The 17,396-nt window shown below is 70.8% G+C and carries 11 protein-coding genes and 1 pseudogene; 3 read left to right on the top strand and 9 right to left on the bottom strand.

Annotated elements, in window-relative coordinates; genetic code table 11:
• Positions 1 to 22 precede the first annotated feature (22 nt).
• The 6 genes and pseudogenes from mdlC to AA23TX_RS00510 all read right to left on the bottom strand — a co-directional run bounded on the left by mdlC (position 23) and on the right by AA23TX_RS00510 (position 9,449).
• Positions 23 to 1,609, bottom strand: a complete 1,587-nt coding sequence (gene mdlC / locus AA23TX_RS00540; protein ID WP_155540645.1) for a benzoylformate decarboxylase — start codon at positions 1,607 to 1,609, stop codon at positions 23 to 25.
• Positions 1,610 to 1,669: 60 nt separating this feature from the next.
• Positions 1,670 to 2,503 (bottom strand): helix-turn-helix domain-containing protein, encoded by an 834-nt coding sequence (locus AA23TX_RS00535; RefSeq protein WP_155540644.1) that lies wholly within the window; start codon positions 2,501 to 2,503, stop codon positions 1,670 to 1,672.
• Between the two features lie 84 nt (positions 2,504 to 2,587).
• A complete protein-coding gene (locus AA23TX_RS00530) occupies positions 2,588 to 4,234 on the bottom strand; it encodes a S53 family peptidase (RefSeq protein ID WP_155540643.1) in 1,647 nt (548 codons plus the stop codon).
• Between the two features lie 167 nt (positions 4,235 to 4,401).
• A pseudogene (locus tag AA23TX_RS00525) lies at positions 4,402 to 5,529 on the bottom strand (NsdA family TPR-like regulatory protein); the annotation flags it as partial.
• Positions 5,530 to 6,032: 503 nt separating this feature from the next.
• Positions 6,033 to 6,710 (bottom strand): copper homeostasis protein CutC, encoded by a 678-nt coding sequence (locus tag AA23TX_RS00515; RefSeq protein ID WP_155540642.1) that lies wholly within the window; start codon positions 6,708 to 6,710, stop codon positions 6,033 to 6,035.
• A 12-nt stretch (positions 6,711 to 6,722) separates the two neighbouring features.
• Positions 6,723 to 9,449 (bottom strand): sensor histidine kinase, encoded by a 2,727-nt coding sequence (locus tag AA23TX_RS00510; protein ID WP_196425128.1) that lies wholly within the window; start codon positions 9,447 to 9,449, stop codon positions 6,723 to 6,725.
• A 186-nt stretch (positions 9,450 to 9,635) separates the two neighbouring features.
• Here AA23TX_RS00510 and AA23TX_RS00505 point away from each other — a divergent pair, with 186 nt between their 5' ends.
• Both AA23TX_RS00505 and AA23TX_RS00500 read left to right on the top strand, forming a co-directional pair.
• A complete protein-coding gene (locus AA23TX_RS00505) occupies positions 9,636 to 10,601 on the top strand; it encodes an ABC transporter substrate-binding protein (RefSeq protein WP_155540640.1) in 966 nt (321 codons plus the stop codon).
• 58 nt (positions 10,602 to 10,659) lie between these two features.
• Entirely contained in the window at positions 10,660 to 12,030 is a 1,371-nt protein-coding gene (locus tag AA23TX_RS00500; protein WP_155540639.1) for an FAD-dependent oxidoreductase, read from the top strand.
• Here AA23TX_RS00500 and AA23TX_RS00495 read toward each other — a convergent pair.
• On the bottom strand, positions 12,027 to 12,647 hold the full coding sequence (locus tag AA23TX_RS00495) for an LppU/SCO3897 family protein (protein WP_155540638.1): 621 nt from the start codon (positions 12,645 to 12,647) through the stop codon (positions 12,027 to 12,029). The two genes, AA23TX_RS00500 and AA23TX_RS00495, sit on opposite strands and share 4 nt — an antisense overlap.
• 88 nt (positions 12,648 to 12,735) lie before the next feature.
• Between AA23TX_RS00495 and AA23TX_RS00490 the strand changes: the two genes are divergently transcribed.
• On the top strand, positions 12,736 to 14,382 hold the full coding sequence (locus AA23TX_RS00490) for a DNA repair helicase XPB (RefSeq protein ID WP_155540637.1): 1,647 nt from the start codon (positions 12,736 to 12,738) through the stop codon (positions 14,380 to 14,382).
• Between the two features lie 57 nt (positions 14,383 to 14,439).
• Here AA23TX_RS00490 and AA23TX_RS00485 read toward each other — a convergent pair whose 3' ends face one another.
• Both AA23TX_RS00485 and AA23TX_RS00480 read right to left on the bottom strand, forming a co-directional pair.
• On the bottom strand, positions 14,440 to 15,819 hold the full coding sequence (locus AA23TX_RS00485; protein WP_155540636.1) for a CHAP domain-containing protein: 1,380 nt from the start codon (positions 15,817 to 15,819) through the stop codon (positions 14,440 to 14,442).
• Between the two features lie 26 nt (positions 15,820 to 15,845).
• The gene (locus tag AA23TX_RS00480) at positions 15,846 to 17,279 is read right to left on the bottom strand and encodes a glycoside hydrolase family 19 protein (RefSeq protein ID WP_155540635.1); all 1,434 of its coding nucleotides are present in this window, start codon (positions 17,277 to 17,279) and stop codon (positions 15,846 to 15,848) included.
• Positions 17,280 to 17,396 lie beyond the last annotated feature (117 nt).

The raw sequence follows: 17,396 nt of genomic DNA, 5'->3' as shown, positions 1-17,396 counted from the left end.
CCGCCGCGGCTTTCGTTTCGCGTCAGTAGAGCGTCCGCTCCGACGCGGCGACCCGGACGTGCACCAGCGTCGGCCGGAGGTCGGCGAGCGCCGCGGTCAAGCCGGGGACCAGGCCCGACGGCTCGGTGATCGTCACGCCCTGGCAGCCCATGCTGGACGCCAGCGCCGCGAAGTCGATGCCGCCCAGGTCGGTGCCCGGCAGCTTCGCGCCGCCGATCGTCTCGCCGAGGATGCGGACCGCGGCGTACTCGGAGTTGTCCAGGATCAGGATCGTCACCGGGAGCTCCTGGCGCGCGGCTGTCCAGAGGGCCTGGATGCCGTACATGCTGGAGCCGTCGCCGACGACGCCGACGACCTTGCGGTCCGGCCGGGCGAGCGCCGCGCCGACCGAGCCGGGGACGCCGTAGCCGAGCGTGCCGCTGGCGATCGTCAGGAAGCCGGTGTCGGTCTGGGTGATCGGCAGGTGGTCGTGCAGGATGCCGCGGTGGCTCGGCGCCTCCTCGACGACGATCGCGTTGTCCGGCAACAGGTCCGCGAGCGTCGCGTAGACGAACTCGGCGGTGAGCTTCTCGCCGCCGGGCTTCGCGGGGCGCTCGATCGGCGCCGGCGCGGGCCGCGTGCTCCGGTCGACGACGTTCAGCAGGGCGCGGACGCCGAGCTTCGGCGTCGCCCGGATACCGGTGCCTTCGAAGGCGCGCGCGAGGATCTGCTCGTCGTCGCTGACGATGAACAGCGGCGGCAGCGGAGCTTCCCCGCGGCCGCGGTCGACGTGGTAAGTGAAGGCGGGTGCTCCGAGCACGACGACGAGGTCGTGCGCCGCGAGCTTGTCCGAGACGGCACCGCGCTCGGGGTCGAGGAAACCCTGGAACAGCGGGTGGTCCTCGGGGAACGAGCAGCGGAACGACATCGGAGCGACGTACACGGCCGCCTGGAGTCGTTCGGCGAGCGCGACGGTTTCGATGACGGCGGCGTCCTGGTCGACGGCTCCCCCGACGACGATCGCCGGCCGCTCACTCGTTTCGAGCGCGGCGGCCAGTTCGTCGATCGCCTCGGGATCCGGTGCGAAGCCGCGGATCCGCGGACGGCTGATGATCGGGCGTTCGGTGGTGGCGGTCCAGTCATCGGCCGGAACGGACACGAAGACCGGCCCGGCGGGCGCCTGCGTCGCGACGTGGTAGGCCCGGGCGAGCGCCGCCGGGACGTCCTCGGCGGTGGCGGGCTCGATCGACCATTTGACGTAAGGCTTGGGAAACTCGGGAGCGTCCACGGCACCGAGGAAGGGATCGTGCGGCAGCAGTGACCGGTTCTGCTGCCCGGCGACGACGATGAGCGGCGTCCGGTTGCGGTAGGCGGTGAAGAGGCTGCCGAGCCCGTGCCCGACGCCGCCCGCGGAGTGCAGGTTGACGAGCACGGCCTGGCGCGTGGCCTGGGAGTAGGCATCGGCCATCGCCACGACGGCCGACTCCTGCAAGCCGAGGATGTAGTCGAAGTCGTCCGGCCAGTCGGTGAGGAACGGGACCTCGGTCGTACCGGGGTTGCCGAACACCGTGGTGAGGCCGAGTTCGCGGAGGAGTTCACGGGTGGCGTCCAGCACCGTTCGCTTGATCATGCCCTCAGACTAATGCTTAGTCTTGCGAAGGAAAGCCCGCCAAGCGGCCGCATTGATCGATCACCGCCCCAGCTCGACGAGCACCGTCTGGATGAACCGGTGGGAATCGAGTTCGGTCAGCGCGAGGGAGGTCATGGTCGTGGCCGCCACTCGGTAGTCGGTCACGTATTCGCGGTCGTAAAGGTGCGAGTTCCCGCGCAGGTGCTCGATGTGCACCACCGGTGGGAGCTGCGCGAAGTCGAACAGCACGAACGATCCTTTGAGGCCTGGGTGGTACCCGGAGTCCGAGGGCACCACACGGAGACTGATGTTCTCGAGTCGCGCAGCCTGCACCAGGTGCCGGAGCTGGCCAGCCATGGTCTCGGGATCGCCGAGAGTGCGGCGGAGAGCTTCCTCGCCGACCAACACGGAACAACTCAGCCTGTGCCGACCGGTGAGCACCTCCCGCCGACGCAGGCGGATCCGGGTCAGCCGATCGACCTCCTGACGCGGCAAGCCGTGCGATCCGAAGATCACCTGGGCGTACTCGGAAGTCTGCAGCAGCCCCGGGACGAGGTGCGGCTCCCAGTTGACCATCGCACTGGCGGCTCGCTCGTACTCGAGGTAGCTGCCGAGTGCGAACGACGTGCGCTCGAGCCAGTTGGGCTCCTTCGCGTACTCCGCCAACTCGAGCAACCGACCGCGCTCCACCGGCTCCACCCGCATCGCCCCGAGGATCAACCCCACCTGCTCCACCCGGGGCACCCTCGTCCCGCTCTCCCAATGCGACAGCACCTGCGGCGCGACATCCACCAGCCGCGCCAGTTCGCGCAGGCCGAGGCCGCGCGCCACCCTCGCCGCGCGGAGGCCGAAGCCCAGCGCGCGGGACCTCGGTGTCGCTACCAGTGTTGCCATGCACGCAGTCTGTCACCGGGCACCGACAAAAACCGGAACCGGGGCTGTCGCACCAACGCGACAGCCCCGGCCCACAACCAGGACTCAGCCGATCAGGCCCGACAAGCCGCTGCCCTTGAACGACCCCCAGCCCGTCACCTGGTCATACCCGGTGCCCGCGCTGAAACCCGTGGTCCCGTGCAGGGTGTTGTTGCCCGTCGTCACGTCGTGGAAGCCCGTTCCGTACGACGATCCGTTGCCGATCGAGTAGAACTTCGGGTTCAGGTTGCCCAGGCCGCCGCCGTGGACCTGGTTCTGCAGCGTCGCGAACGCCGCCCACAGCGGGGCCGCGCCCGACGTTCCCCACACCGTCTCCCACGAACCCGCCGTGTAGATGTAGTAGCCCGAACCGCTCGCCGCGTCGGCCGAGACGTCCGGGACCTTGCGGTACGTCGTGCTCTGCGAGGACTGCCACGACGGCGCCGTGAACACCGTCGAGATGCCGCCACCCGTCGAACCGTTGGACGCGCCGTCGTTCCAGGCCTTCTCGCTGCTGTACGCGTTCGACGACGTCACCGTCAGCTGCGTGCCGCCGACGCCCGTCACGTTCGGGCTCGACGCCGGGAAGTCCACGGCCTTCGCCGTCGACCCGGTCTGGCGGTAGCAGTCGGTCGTGCCGTCGTCGCCCGCCGCCGCGAAGTACGAGATGCCCTCCGCCGTGCCCGTCGCGATCGCGTTGCTGACGCTCTTCGCCGCGCTCGAACCCTCCGCGGATTCACAAGCACCCCAAGAGATCGAGACGACGTTGACCGTGTGGTCGGACGCGATCTTCTGGTACATCGCCAGCTCGCCGGCGCTGCTGTTCGGCGCCTCGTACACGTAGTCGTTCGCCGCGGCCGCCAGCGCGTGCACGACCTCGATGTCGAGCTCGACCTCGATCTGGCCGTCGCCCGGCGCGGAGTCGTAGTTCGCGCCGCTCACCGGAACCGTGGTCACCGAGCCCGCCGAAAGGCCGTACGTGCTGTCGTACTGGGTGACGTCGGCCTTCTTGTAGCCGTCGAACTCGACGAAGCCGACCTTCACGCCGCTGCCGGTCGCCGAGAGACCGCTGGTGCCGTAAGCGGTCTTGAGCACCGGCGGGGTCACCGCCTTGACGACGTTCGGCTTCGCGACGGCGGCAGTGTGCGTCCGCAGGGCGTGGTTGTCGAGGCCGACGACGTTGCCCACGACGCCCGAGACGTCCGCCGGCACGGTCGGCGCGGCGTCGTTGGCGAAGAAGTTCCGGCCGGAGGCCTGGTCGTGGTAGGTCCCGATCCGGGTGTGGAACGCCGATTCGAGCTGCGCCGCCGAGCCGGTGAACGTGATGGCCTGACGGTTGCCGGAAACCTCGATCCCGGTGGCACCCGCCTTCTCGAGGAATGAGACGGCCTTGCCGACGTCGGCCTGGGTCGGACCGAACTCCGCATTGAACTGATCCGGGGTCAGAAAACGGTGGTATTGCGGAGATGCCGGGTTCTGGACGTCGGCGAGGAACTTTTCCAGCGCCTGCTGGTTGTGCAGTTTCAAGGAGAGGGCCGCGGTGATCCGCTGCCCGTCCGCGACGTCTCCGGCACGGGCGCTGCCGACGAGCGGGGCGGCGTTGTCGGCCAGGGTGACCAGGGGTTCCGTCGCCGCGGCGGCGGGGACGACCACGGCGAGGCCGAGCAACGCCGGCAGCGGCACGGCGGCCGCGACGAGCTTGCGCAAGCGCATGGGGAATTTCCTCTCGGCGGTGGGGACCGGGCCTGCGTCGCAATACTCGCCGCAGGTTGCCGAGAAGCATAAGAAACCGCTGTCACACCGAGGAACCTACTTTTGTCTGCCCTTTCGCGGTTCCCATTTTCATTTTCCGGACGGTTTACCTCGCCATGGCCATTCGATTATCGTCCGGATTGCCCGAGATCGCCGACTCGGTCGACGATCTCCCTTGCGTCCGCATTGCCGGAAAACCGGCGGGCCGCCGCCGACAGCGAGTGCAGCCGGTGCCGCGTCCGCGGTGACCGCAGGACGACCGCCAGCTCGATCGCCTCCTCGCCGACGGCGGTGGCGACGTCGAGGTCGCCGTCCAGCGCGTGCACCGTGGCGAGCCAGATCAAGGTCAGCGAACGGCTGCGCGTCATGCCCCGGCCGTACCCGGCGATCGCGTCGGTGAGCGCGGGGATGCCGTCGCGGCCGTGCCGGATGTCGACCACCTGCGCCAGTTCGCCGTGCACCGTGCCGACCATCGCCGCCATGTCAGCGGCCCCGAAGAACGCGTCCCACGGCGACGGCTCGCGGCCCTCGGCCTCCGCGAACTCCTCGCGGGCGCGGCGCAGGTAGGTGAGCGCCTCGGCGACGTCGGCCTTCTTGGCGTGCGCCCACGCCTGGTTGGCCGACAGGATCGCCAGCGCGAGCTTGGAGTGCGCCAGCAACGCGGCCTCCCGGCCCCGCGCGAACTCCGCCAGCGCCGCGTCGACCGCGCCGTAGTGCAGGTGCAGCCGCCCGACGCGGTACCGGATGTTGGCTTGGAGGTCGTCGTTCCCGGCTTGCACGGCCAGGTCCAGCGCCCGCGCGAACGCGGCCAGCGCGGCGGCGGGGCGGTCCTGGTCGAAGTTCGTCCAGCCGGCCAGGTTGTACAGGTCGGCGACGGCGGTGCAGAGCCTCGCCAGGACGACGGTCTTGGTCACGCCGTCCAGCAACGCGACGGCCGCGGGCAGCCGCGACTCGACGGCCACCTGGCAGGCACCGCCGCCGTAGCGGTAGTCCAAGCCCCTGAGCTCGGCGACGACGTCCTCGAGCCGTCGCGCGTCGGCGAGACCCACGCGTGCGCCACGCCGGTCGTCCCGCCCTCCACTGCCGTCCATGGCAGCCCTCCGTCCGTAGAGAGCTGCCGGGCAGCTCCCGTTCATTCCCCGCCAGGCCAGGCCGGAGCCCGCTCCTTCGAGGGACTGGCGCCGGGCAGCACCCCGGCGGCGGTCAGCACCACGCCCGTGGCGGTTTCCGCGATCTTGACGGCGGCCAGCAGGCCCGTGAGGGCGAGCGAGCCGCCGAGCCCCAGCTTCGCGAACTCGTCTTCGGAGGGTCCGGTTCCGCGTTGACGCGGTAGCGCGCCGGTCACGATCCGGCCTTCCGGCTCGGTCCGGACACCGTCGGGCGACAGCCGCGGAGAATCAACCGCTGCCGCGCGACAGAAATCCACCGCATGGTCGAAGTCCTGGTTTCCTGTTGTCCACGCCACGAGTTCTCGAACTGAATACGCGCGCACACGGCGCCGCCTCCCGCACTGCAGATCGATTCCTGATGATCGCCCGGATCGTCAAATTCCGGACCACCGTAGCCAGCCGATCGCCCCGAAATCAGCCACCAACCAGGTCATATCCTGAAATGCGCGTGCAGCCGCACGCGCGGCGCCGGTTCGGCTCCTGCACGAGCAGAATGCAATTTCATCGTAAAGGACCCGATTACCCGCACACGAAAACATCGGCGGGAAATCGTTTTATCCCGCCGATGTTCCGAGAATTCCGGAAGTCGATCAGGATTTCACGAGTTCGACCCACGTGCGCACCGATTCGGCGTCCACGGGAGCCTGCCAGCCGCCGGGCCGGACCGCGCTCCCGACATGGAACCCGCGTACCCCGCCCGCGCGCAAGAGGTGCACCTGCTGCGCGCGCAGGCCGCCGCCGACGAGCAGGTCCGGTCCGCTGTCGCGCTGCGCGAGTCGCTGCAGCACGGAAAGCCCACTGCCTACCCCGTTCGGGTGCCCGGCCGCGAGCACCGTGTCACAGCCCAGCTCGGCCAGCTGGTCGTACGCGCGCAACGGGTCCCGCGTGCGGTCGATGGCGCGGTGGAACGTCCACGGCAGACCGTCGACCTCCTTGATGAGCGCCTCACAGGCGTCCAGGTCGATCTCGCTGTCGATGTTGAGGAACCCGAAGACGAACTCGCGCGCGCCCGCGTCGATCAGCCGGGCGGTGTCGGCACGCAGCCCTTCGAGGTCGCCGATGGCGAAAGAACCGTTGTCCCGCAACATGACCCGCACCGGGAGGTCGGTCGCCGAAAGCACGTCGCGCAGGGTCTCGATCGTCGGCGTCAGGCCGTCCTGCGCCATGTCCGTCACCAGTTCGAGGCGGTCGGCCCCGCCCGCCTGCGCGCCTTCGGCGTCCGCCGCGTCCAGCGCGATCACTTCCAGCAGGGGCGTCTTCGAGCTCATGCCTCATCCGTTTCACTGGTTCCGGGTGTCGTCTCCCCTCGCATGACGCCCTCGCCGGAAGCCGCCTTGAAGGCTCGTCATCCGCTCGCGCACCGCTTCCGGGGAAAGAGAGAGTATCGGCCGCTGCTCCGGCACCGCTCCGGGGCTCGCCGCCGAATCGGCGGCCTGCAGGAACGGCCAGGTGTCCTCGGCGCCGTCCTCCTGCTCCAGCTCGGCCGGCGTCGGCCACTCGTAGTCGGGCTCGATCGCGGCCGGCGGCGGCGCGACGGGCGTGAGCCGCGGCTCGGTGTCCTCGTCGTCCGGGCTCGGCCCGGAGCTTTCCCGTGAAAGCGGCGGAGGTGGTGGAGGAGGCGGCGGGGGTGCGGCGGCCAGCGCGTGGCGCGGCTCGGGCTGGACGGCTCGCGGTTGCTCGGCCACCGGACGCGGTTCCACCGCCGGCCGGGGCGTCTCGGAGGCCCCGGTCGCCCCGGGCGCCGCGGACGCGTCGAACCAGCGCGACAGAACGTCGCGGTAGGCCGGCATCCGCTCGGTCGGGGCGTCGAGGTCCAGGTGCGAGTCGTCGTCCGCGGTCGGCCACTGCGGGCTCTGGTCGCGCGCCACCACCGGCGCCCGGCGCGGCGGCCCGGCCTCGATCGACGGCGGCGTCAGCTCCTCCGGCTCCGGCTCGGGCTCGGGCTCCGGCGGCGTGAGCGGGGCCAGCGGCGCCAGCAGCTCCGGTTCGGGGGCCGCGGCCGGCTCGGCAGGCGGCGGCGGCCCCGGCATCGGCGGCAGCTCGACGATCAGGCCGGTCGGCACCAGCACGGTCGCGATCAGCCCACCGTCCGGGCCCGCGCTCAGGCTGACGTCGATGCGGTGGCGCGTGGCGAGCGTCGCGACCACGAACAGGCCCATCCGGCGGGACACCTCGACGTCGACGTCCGGGGGGTGCGCGAGCCGCGCGTTGGTGCGGTCGATCTCGGCCTGGGGCATGCCGGCGCCGTGGTCGATGATCTCGATCTGCCAGTCGCCGTCGTGGGTTTCGGCGCTCGCGACGGTGACCGTCGTGTTGCCGGAGTAGCTCGTCGCGTTCTCCAGCAGCTCCGAAACGACGTGCACGAGGTCGTTGACGGCCTCCCCGCGCACGGCCACCTGCGGCGCCGGGCCGAGCTCGATGCGCTGGTAGTGCTCGACCTCCGAGAGCGCGGCGCCGATGATCTCGTCGGCCGAGACGGCGCCGGCGTCCTCGCGCGCCGAGTCCTGGCCGGAGAGCACCAGCAGGTTCTCGCTGTTGCGCCGCATCCGCGTCGCGAGGTGGTCGAGCTCGAAGAGCCCGGCGAGGGTGTCCGGGTCCTGCTCGTCGGCTTCCATCCGGTCGAGCACCGAAAGCTGCCGCTCGACGAGGTCCTGGCTGCGCTGCGAGAGGTTGACGAACATCGCGTTGACGTTCTCGCGCAGCATCGCCTGCTCGCCGGCCAGCCGGACGGCTTCGCCGTGCACCGCGTCGAACGCGCGCGCCACCTGCCCGAGCTCCTCGCGCGTGAACACTGGGACCGGGGCGACGGCGAGCCGTTTCCGCAGGTTCTCGGGCGCGGGCTCGGGATCGGTGAGCAGGTTCTGCACGGCCGCGGGCAGCCGGTGCTCGGCGACCTCGAGGGCGGTCCGCCGCAGGATTCGCAAGGGGCGCAACAGGGACCGCGCGATGACGACCGACAGCACGCCCGCGACGAGCAGGACGCCGAGCACGACGCCGCCGTCCCAGATCGCCGCCGCGCGCGCCTGCGCCGCCAGGGCGTCCGTGCGTTCCTGCAACTGGACCAGCAGCGCCTGCTGCACCTGGTGGGCGAGGTTCACCGTGTGCGTCGCCGAGACATCCCACTGGTTCGCGTCGAGACCGTTGAGGTTCTGGCCGTTCTCGGTGCGGGTGAGCGCGGACTCGACCATGTCGTTGCCGATGTCGACGACCAGGCCGATCACCGTGTCGTCGAACATCCGCTGCTGTTCGGGCGTCGCGAAGGTGCGGTAGTCGTTGCGCGCGGCGGCGAGCTCGGCTTCGGCGCCGAGCAGCGCGCGCGTGCGGTCGCGGTTGAGGCTGCCCGCGGCGAGCGCCTCGGCCAGCACCGCGCGCTTGACCGACATCTGGTCCTTGATCCGGGCCAGTGCGTTGCCGGCCAGGCGCAGCCGCGCGAGCTCCGGGTCCGCGACGTCGGCGGCGGCCGAGTCGCCGATGTCGAGCAGGCCGGAGATCAGCTCGCTGTAGGAGCGCAGCACGGCGTCGGCGGGGAACGCCGAATGTTCCGCGGAGAAGCGGAGACCACCGAGGACGCGCAACCTGTCATCGGTCTGTTGCAGGCTTTCCGCCGCTTTGGCGTCCAGGCGGGGTTTACTGTCGGCGAGGGTCCGTTCGAACGTGCCGATCGCCTGGTCGACGCGTTTGCGCTGACCGGTGAGGTCGGCGGTGTCGCCCTGGCGGTCCTGGGCGACGAACCGGACGGTGAGGTCGCGCTCGCGCTGCAGCTCGTGCAGGGCCTCGGCGACCGTGCTGTCGACGCGGTCGTGGGTGGCGAACTCGGCGAGCTGCCGGGCGTCCCGCAGGTCCGAGCTGATGCGCAGGCCGACGAGACCGATCACCGCGAGCGCGGGGATGAGGAGGACGGCGAAGAGCTTCGTGCCGAGACGCCAGTTCCGGAGCCGCCACCGGCCACCGGCCGGACGTGGATCCGCCGCGTCGCCCTTGGGGGGACGCTGATCGCGACGGGTCACCTGGTTTCCTCTTCCACCGCGGGCGGGAACCCGCGTACCTGACGACACTCGAACCTACTGAACGGTAGCCCGCTCGATGAAGATCCGAAAGCCGCGCTGGCGCGATACGGCCCTGCCCGCGATCGTATGGGGCGCGGACCATACGATCCAGCACGAGAACCAGATTCTCGCGGTAGGTGAAGGTTCATGATCAGACGCGGACGGACGATTCCGCTGGTGGCGGCACTTCTGGCGACCGCCGGCTGCAGCGTGTTCTCTTCCGGCGCGACCGCCACCCCGCCGCAATTGGAACGGACCACGTTGCGCGTCGGTGTGGGCAACGCCATCGACACGGCCCCGCTGCGGATCGCCGTCGCGGCCGGGAAGTTCGGCGCCGCGGGCCTGAACGTGCAGCTCGTCGAGCTCGGCGGCGAGGACGGGCTGGCCAAGCTGACCGCCGGTGACCTCGACGTCACGTTCGGCTCCGACATCGCGCTGTTCCGCGCCGCGGCCGGCGGGACGGCCCTGCAGCTCCAGGGCGAGGCCTACACGTCCGGCCCCAACACGATGGCGCTGGTCACCCTGCCCGGCTCCGACTACACCGTGCCAACGTCGAAGAAGAACCCCGACATCGCGGTGAACATGCTCGACGACATCGGCGCGCTGGCCGCCCGATCGGTGCTCGGGACAGCCGGGGTCGATGTGGCGAAGATCAAGTTCAAGCAGGTGGGGTTCGACGCGATGCCCCAGTCCCTGCAGTCGGGCGACGTCGACGCGGCCCTGATGATCGAGCCGTACATCACCCGCGCCGAGAAGGACCTCGGCGCGCACATCCTCGCCGACGGCGCCCGCGGCGCGACGCTCGACTTCCCGCTGTCGGCGTACGCGTCGGCCAAGCCGTTCGCGCAGGCCAACCCCCACACGCTGGCGGCGTTCCGCAAGGCGCTGGGCGCGGCCCAGCAGACCGCGACCGACCCGGCCGTGATCCGCGACTCGCTGCCGAAGTTCTCGGACATCGACCCGACCACGGCGGCGCTGATCTCGCTCGGCTCGTACCCGACATCGCTCAACGGCATCCGCCTGCAGCGCGTCGCGGACCTGATGCACAACTCGGGCCAGCTCGCGGACCGCCTCGACGTCCAGGCCTTGCTCCCCGACCAGAACAGTTATTAGCTGTCGGCATACTTGCACTTGGCCTACTTTTGCACTCAGTCTACTTGAGGAGTGCCCGATGACCGACGTCCTGATCGCCGGAGCCGGCCCGACCGGCCTGATGACCGCCGCCGAGCTCGCGCTGGCCGGGGTCGACGTGACCGTCCTCGAACGCCGGACGGGCCCGGGCCTGCCGCGACCCGTCGGCCTTCAGCCCCGCACCGCCGAACTGTTCGACCTGCGCGGCCTGGACACCGGCACGGACAGCGACGGCCCCAGCGGGCACTTCGCCGGCCTGCCGGTCCCGCTCGACCACAGCGTCTGGCACACCCGCCACCCCCGGGTCCTCAACCGCACGCAGGACGACGTCGAGGCGATGCTGGCCGAGCACGCCGTCGAGCACGGCGCCGTCATCGAGCGCGGCCACGAGGTGACGGAAATCGAGACCACCGACGACGGCGTCACGGTCGACGGGCACCGGGCCCGCTGGCTCGTGGCCTGCGACGGCGCGCACAGCACCGTCCGGCGGCTGCTCGGGGTGCCGTTCCCCGGCCGCACCGAGACCTACGTCGCCACGCTCGCGCACGTCCGGCTCGCCGCCGCCTCCGACCTCGTCCCGGCCCGCGCCGCGCACTTCAGCCAGGTGACGCGGCAGGCGAACGGCTACTGGTCGATGCTCACCCCGCTCGGCGACGGCGCCCACCGGTTCGTCTTCGGCTCCACGACGACGCAGCCGGGCCGCGACGCGCCGGTCTCGGACACCGAAGTCACCGAAGCGCTGACAGCTCTGTACGGCGCCGAGACGCGCTTGGGCGAGGTGTACGGCGCTTCGCGCTTCAACGACGCGACGCGGCAGCTGGAGCGCTACCGGCACGGCCGGGTCCTGTTCGCCGGCGACGCCGCGCACATCCACCCGCCGCTCGGCGGGCAAGGGCTCAACCTCGGCGTCCAGGACGCGCTCAACCTGGGCTGGAAGCTGGCCGCGACGGTCCGCGGCACGGCACCGGCCGGGCTGCTCGACAGCTACCACGACGAACGCCACCCGGCCGCCGAGCGCGTCCTGCGGCACACGGCGGCGCAGCGCGTGTTCACGGCCCCTGGCCGCGGCGAGAACGTCGAAGCGCTGCGCGAGATCGTCGTCGACCTCATGCGAACGCCGGACGGCAACCGCTACTTCAGCGGCCTGCTGTCCGGGCTCGGCCACCCGGAACGCGTCCCCGACCTCGACCTGACGACTTCAGCCGGTCCGACGCGGCTTTCGGCGCTGCTGCACGACGGCCGCGGGCTGCTCCTCGACCTCGGCGACCACCCCACGCCACCCGGCTTCCGCGGGCAGGTCCGCGTCGTCCGCGCGGCCACCGCCGACGCCGGGTACCGCGGCCGGCACCTGCTGATCCGGCCGGACGGCCACGCCGCCGACCCCGCGGACCTGGGCCGCTGGTTCGGCTAGATGTTCTCGCCCGGCGGCGCCAGGCACACCACGCGCATCGGCGGACCGGAGTAGATCCGGATGTCGTCGGCGTCTTCGCAGTCCTTGGGGTCGCGGGAACTGGTGAAGACCTCGGCGCGTTCCGTCGCCGCCGGGTCGGAGCAGCTCACCTTGGCGATCGTGACCTCGTCGTCGGCATCGCGGAGGCAGTCGCCGGTACGGACGTTCAGGGCGAGGCAGAGCGTCCGCTCGGCGCCGATGCCGGCCGTGGTCTTGAACCGCACGTAGCCGTTGGAGGAGCAGCGGGAGGACCCGGTGCGGGTGGCGTCGACCTTGTAGGTCGCGCTGTCCGTCCCGCAGCCGACGCGGTGGTAGGCGAGCTTGCCCGCGCTCTCGCGCGTCAGGTACAGGCAGTCACCGTCGCCGGGCGGGCCGCTGCGGTCGGCCCAGTAGACGGCCAGCGCACCCAGCGAACCCAGGGCCAGCGCCAGGACGACGCACGCGGCGAGCGTGATCTTCACCTTCGTGGTGAACCAGTTCGGGATCGGCTGCCTGCCGGGCACCGGCGGCATCGGCGCGGACGGCGTCGCGTGGTCCGGCGACCGGAACGGGTTGTCGTCGAACGGTGGTGTGGTCAACGTGCCCTCCAGTGATCCCCTCGGCAGATCGTCCCACCGGCGACCCGCGACGGGAGCGAGCCGGAGCGAGCCACGTATAACAGTAGTTGTGACTGATGGCCCGCTGATCGTCCAGTCCGACAAGACCGTGCTCCTGGAGGTCGACCACCCCCAGGCCGGTGACGCGCGCGTCGCGATCGCGCCGTTCGCCGAGCTCGAGCGCGCGCCGGAGCACGTCCACACCTACCGGATCACGCCGCTGGCCTTGTGGAACGCGCGCGCCGCGGGCCACGACGCCGAGCAGGTCGTCGACGCGCTGACGACGTACTCGCGCTTCCCGGTGCCGCAGCCGCTGCTGATCGACGTCGTCGACGTGATGGGCCGGTTCGGCCGGCTGCAGATCGCCAACCACCCGGCGCACGGCCTCGTGATGTCGACCACCGACCGCGCGGTGCTGACCGAGGTCTCCCGGAACAAGAAGATCAGCCCGATGCTCGGCGCCCGGATCGACGAGGACACGGTCATCGTGCACCCGTCCGAGCGCGGGCGGCTGAAGCAGGCGCTGCTGAAGGTCGGCTGGCCGGCCGAGGACCTCGCCGGGTACGTCGACGGCGAGGCGCACCCGATCGCGCTCGACGAGCAGGACTGGCACCTGCGCGACTACCAGCGGATGGCCGCGGAGGCGTTCTGGGCGGGCGGCTCCGGCGTCGTCGTGCTGCCGTGCGGTGCCGGCAAGACGCTGGTCGGCGCGGCGGCCATGGCGAAGGCGCAGGCCACGACGCTGATCCTGGTGACGAACACGGTCGCCGGACGGCAGTGGAAGCGCGAGCTGATCGCGCGGACGTCGCTGACCGAAGAGGAGATCGGCGAGTACTCCGGCGAGAAGAAGGAGATCCGGCCGGTCACCATCGCGACGTACCAGGTCGTCACCCGCAAGACCAAGGGCGAGTACCGGCACCTGGAGCTGTTCGACTCGCGCGACTGGGGCCTGGTCGTCTACGACGAGGTCCACCTGCTGCCGGCGCCGGTGTTCCGGATGACGGCGGACCTGCAGTCCCGCCGCCGCCTCGGCCTGACCGCGACGCTCGTGCGCGAGGACGGCCGCGAAGGCGACGTCTTCTCGCTGATCGGGCCGAAGCGCTACGACGTGCCGTGGCGCGACATCGAGGCGCAGGGCTGGATCGCGCCGGCGGAGTGCACCGAGGTCCGCGTGACACTGACCGACGCGGAGCGTCTCGAGTACGCCACGGCCGAGGCCGACGAGCGGTACAAGCTGGCCGCGACGGCGCTGACGAAGACCCCGGTGATCAAGTCCATCGTGGCGAAGCACGCGGGCGAGCCGACGCTGGTGATCGGCGCGTACCTCGACCAGCTGGAGATGCTCGGCGACGAGCTCGACGCCCCGGTGATCCAGGGCGCGACCCGCAACAAGGAACGCGAAGAGCTCTTCGACAAGTTCCGCCGGGGCGAGATCAAGACGCTGGTCGTGTCGAAGGTCGCGAACTTCTCGATCGACCTGCCCGAGGCGTCGGTGGCGATCCAGATCTCCGGGACGTTCGGTTCGCGCCAGGAGGAGGCCCAGCGACTGGGCCGGCTCCTGCGTCCCAAGGGCGACGGCCGCCAGGCGCACTTCTACTCGATCGTTTCGCGCGACACGGTCGACACGGAGTACGCGGCGCACCGGCAGCGCTTCCTGGCGGAGCAGGGGTACGCGTACCACATCGTGGACGCGGACGACCTGCTCCGGCCGCTCTGACCGAGACACGGAAGTGCGGGCCACGCCCCCTCGACGTGGCCCGCACTCACCGCCGGATCAGTAGCTCGTGAGCTGGAAGTCGCCCACCCCACTGGTCTGCTCGACCCACGCGCCGTACGGGCCGCCGTCCTTGACCGCCAATGAACCGTCTCCGCGCAGCACGCCCACCCGGCCGGTCGGGGCGTCGACCTCGATCTTCGCCGCGCCCGGGAGCTGGTTGATCCAGCCCGCGTAGAGGTTGCCCTGCTTGACCGACGCGAGGCCGTCGGTGAAGACGACGCCGAGGTAGTCGCCGGACAGGTCGACCTGCTTCACCCCGGACGTCTGCTCGACCCAAGCGCCGTACAGGCCGCCCTCCTTGACCGTCAGCGAACCGTCGTTGCGCACGACCGCGAGCCGGCCCGTGCTGGCGTCCACCTCGACGTCGGCCCCGCCGCCCAGCTCGTTCACCCAGCCCGCGTACAGGTTGCCCTGCTTGGCGAACACCGCGCCGTTGTTGTCGACGACGGCGATGTAGTCGCCCGAGAGCTCGACCTCCTTGGCGTTGTTGGTCTCTTCGACCCAGCCGCCCTGCAGGCCGCCTTCCTTGACCGCTACCGTGCCGTCGGTGCGCAGGACGGCGATGCGGCCCGCCGACGACTCGAGCGCGAAGTCCTTGACGCCGCTCGCCTGGTGGACCCACTGCTGGTACAGGTTGCCCTGCTTGACGAACAGGTCGCCCGCGCTCGTGAGCACGCCGACCATGTCACCGTGCACTTCGGACTTGACGGCGCCGCCGCCGTAGACGTTCGTCCAGCCCTCGAAGAGGTTGCCCTCCTTCACCTGCACCGAGCTGTCCCCGAACCGCACGCCGAGGCGCGGGGTGACCGGCTTCCCGGGCTCGGACAGCCCGACCGGGCTGACAAAAGCGGAGATCTGCTGCCCGGCGAGGTACTGGCCGACCCGGCCGGGCCCGGACCCGAACTGGACGCTGGTGCTACCGGGGCCGCCGTTGCCCCAGTTGCCGTTGATCGTGCGGATGGTGCCGTCGGCGTTGACCGTGTCGACCATGCCGACGTGGTCGGCGTAGCCGTTGCCCTGGTAGTTGAAGACGACCGCGTCACCCACCTGGGGGACGTAGCCGGGATCGGTGTGCAGCGTGCCCTTCTGCTGGCCGTACAGGTAGAAGCTGCCCGCCGCGGCCGTCAGCCGGTCGACGTTGAGGTTCCGGTTGCCCCACACCCATCTGACGAAGTCGGCGCACCACGCCCACTGCATCCGGCAGCTGTCCATGAACCCGGTGCCGCCGAGGCTGTTCGTACTGCAGGTCTGCTTGTGCAGGTTCGCGGCGGCGAGGTCGCGGACGTCGGTGCGCGTGTCGGCGTGGGCCGGGACCGCGCCCAGCAGGGCGAGGACCGCGGCGGCGAGGACGGTCGTGGTGGCGCGTTTGAGCGACATGGCGTTCTCCTTGCGGGAAAAGGGGATCAGCGGGTGCAGTTGATCGCGCCGTCGGCGACGGGCAGCGAGCCGCCGTTGAAGTAGGCGAGCGCCTTCTTGTAGTCGGCGCAGCGGTTGAGCGACTCGGTCGGGTCGAGGGCGTAGGAGTAGCCGATCGCCCGGCCGACCGCGCCCATGTCGTAGTTGTCGGCGGCGGCGTTGATGTTGCGGTAGCCCCAGTACCAGCGGGCGACCTTGGCGCTCCAGTCGAGCGTCGCGGCGTCGTCCGGGTGGTTCAGCAGGTCGTGGCCGAGCGCGTTGCCCGCGGCCTGGTAGTTGAAGTCGCCGGTCAGCTGGATGAACCCGCGGCCCCGGTACGGCTCGGAGTGGCCCGCTTCGCCCGCGTTGTAGCGGAATCCGCTCTCGTGCTTGAGCGTGGCGAGCAGCGCGGCCTTGCGGCTCGGCGTCGTGATGCCCCCGGCCGTCATCTCGGCGTTGAGGCTCGGCAGCCCGGCCGCGACGGTGTCCGTGGCGTAGGTCGAGCCGTAGACGGCGGTGATGTCGGCCAGCGACACCTGGCCACCCGTCGAGGGCGTGCCTGCGGCGGCGAGGGCCAGCTGCTGGACGCCGCCGATCTGCTCGACCCACGTCCCGTAGAGGCCGCCGTCCTTGACGGTGACGCTCCCGTCGGTGCGCAGCACGCCGATGCGGTCACCGGCGATCTGCAGGTTGGCGGCGTTCGGGAGCTGGTTGACCCAGCCCGCGTAGAGGTTGCCCTCCTTGACGGTCGCCAGCCCGTTGTCGAGCACGACGCCGATGCGGCTGCCGGAAAGCTTCAGCTGCTTGACGCCGGAAGTCTCCTCGACCCAGTTCGACCAGAGGTTGGACTCCTTGACCGCCACGGTGCCGTCGGTCCGCAGGACCCCGACCCGGTCGGCGGAGAGCTCGAGGTCGGCGACCCCGCCCATCTGGTCGACCCAGGGTGCGTAGAGGTTGCCTTCCTTGACGGTCGCCAGGCCGTTCTCGAACACCACGCCGACCCGGTTCGGGGTCAGCTCCAGGTCCTTGACGCCGCTGGTCTCCTCGACCCAGGCCGCGTCCAGCGCACCGTCCTTGACCGCGACCGTGGTGTCGTTGCGCACCACGCCGATCCGGTTGCCGGCGAGCCGGAAGTCACGGACGTTGTTCGCTTCCTCGACCCAGCTCGTCCAGAGGTTGCCTTCCTTGACCAGCAGCCGCGAATCGGCGGTCAGCACGCCGATCCGGTCGCCCGCGATCTCGAACTTCTTCACCCCGTCGATCTCCGGAACCCAGGAGTCGTACAGGTTCCCCTCCTTGACGAGCAGCTGCCCGCCGGCCAGCACCCCGATGCGCTGGGCGCCCGGCGGCAGCTCCCCGGCCGACGCGCTCGCCGGCAGCCCGCCGACCGCGAGGCCCGCGACGAGCGCGGCGGTGGTCAACGTGATCCTGACCGAAGACATGGTTGATCCCTTCTTCACCGTGGGAAAGATCCGCACCGTCCCGAGTGCGGTGCCGCGCACCGCCCCCTGTTCTCCTTCGGGACGGGAAGAGCCTCTCCCGGCGGGGTCAAAGAAACC

The organism is Amycolatopsis camponoti, from assembly GCF_902497555.1.
GTDB classification, from domain to species: Bacteria; Actinomycetota; Actinomycetes; order Mycobacteriales; family Pseudonocardiaceae; genus Amycolatopsis; species Amycolatopsis camponoti.
This window is presented reverse-complemented; position numbering and strand designations above follow the sequence as displayed.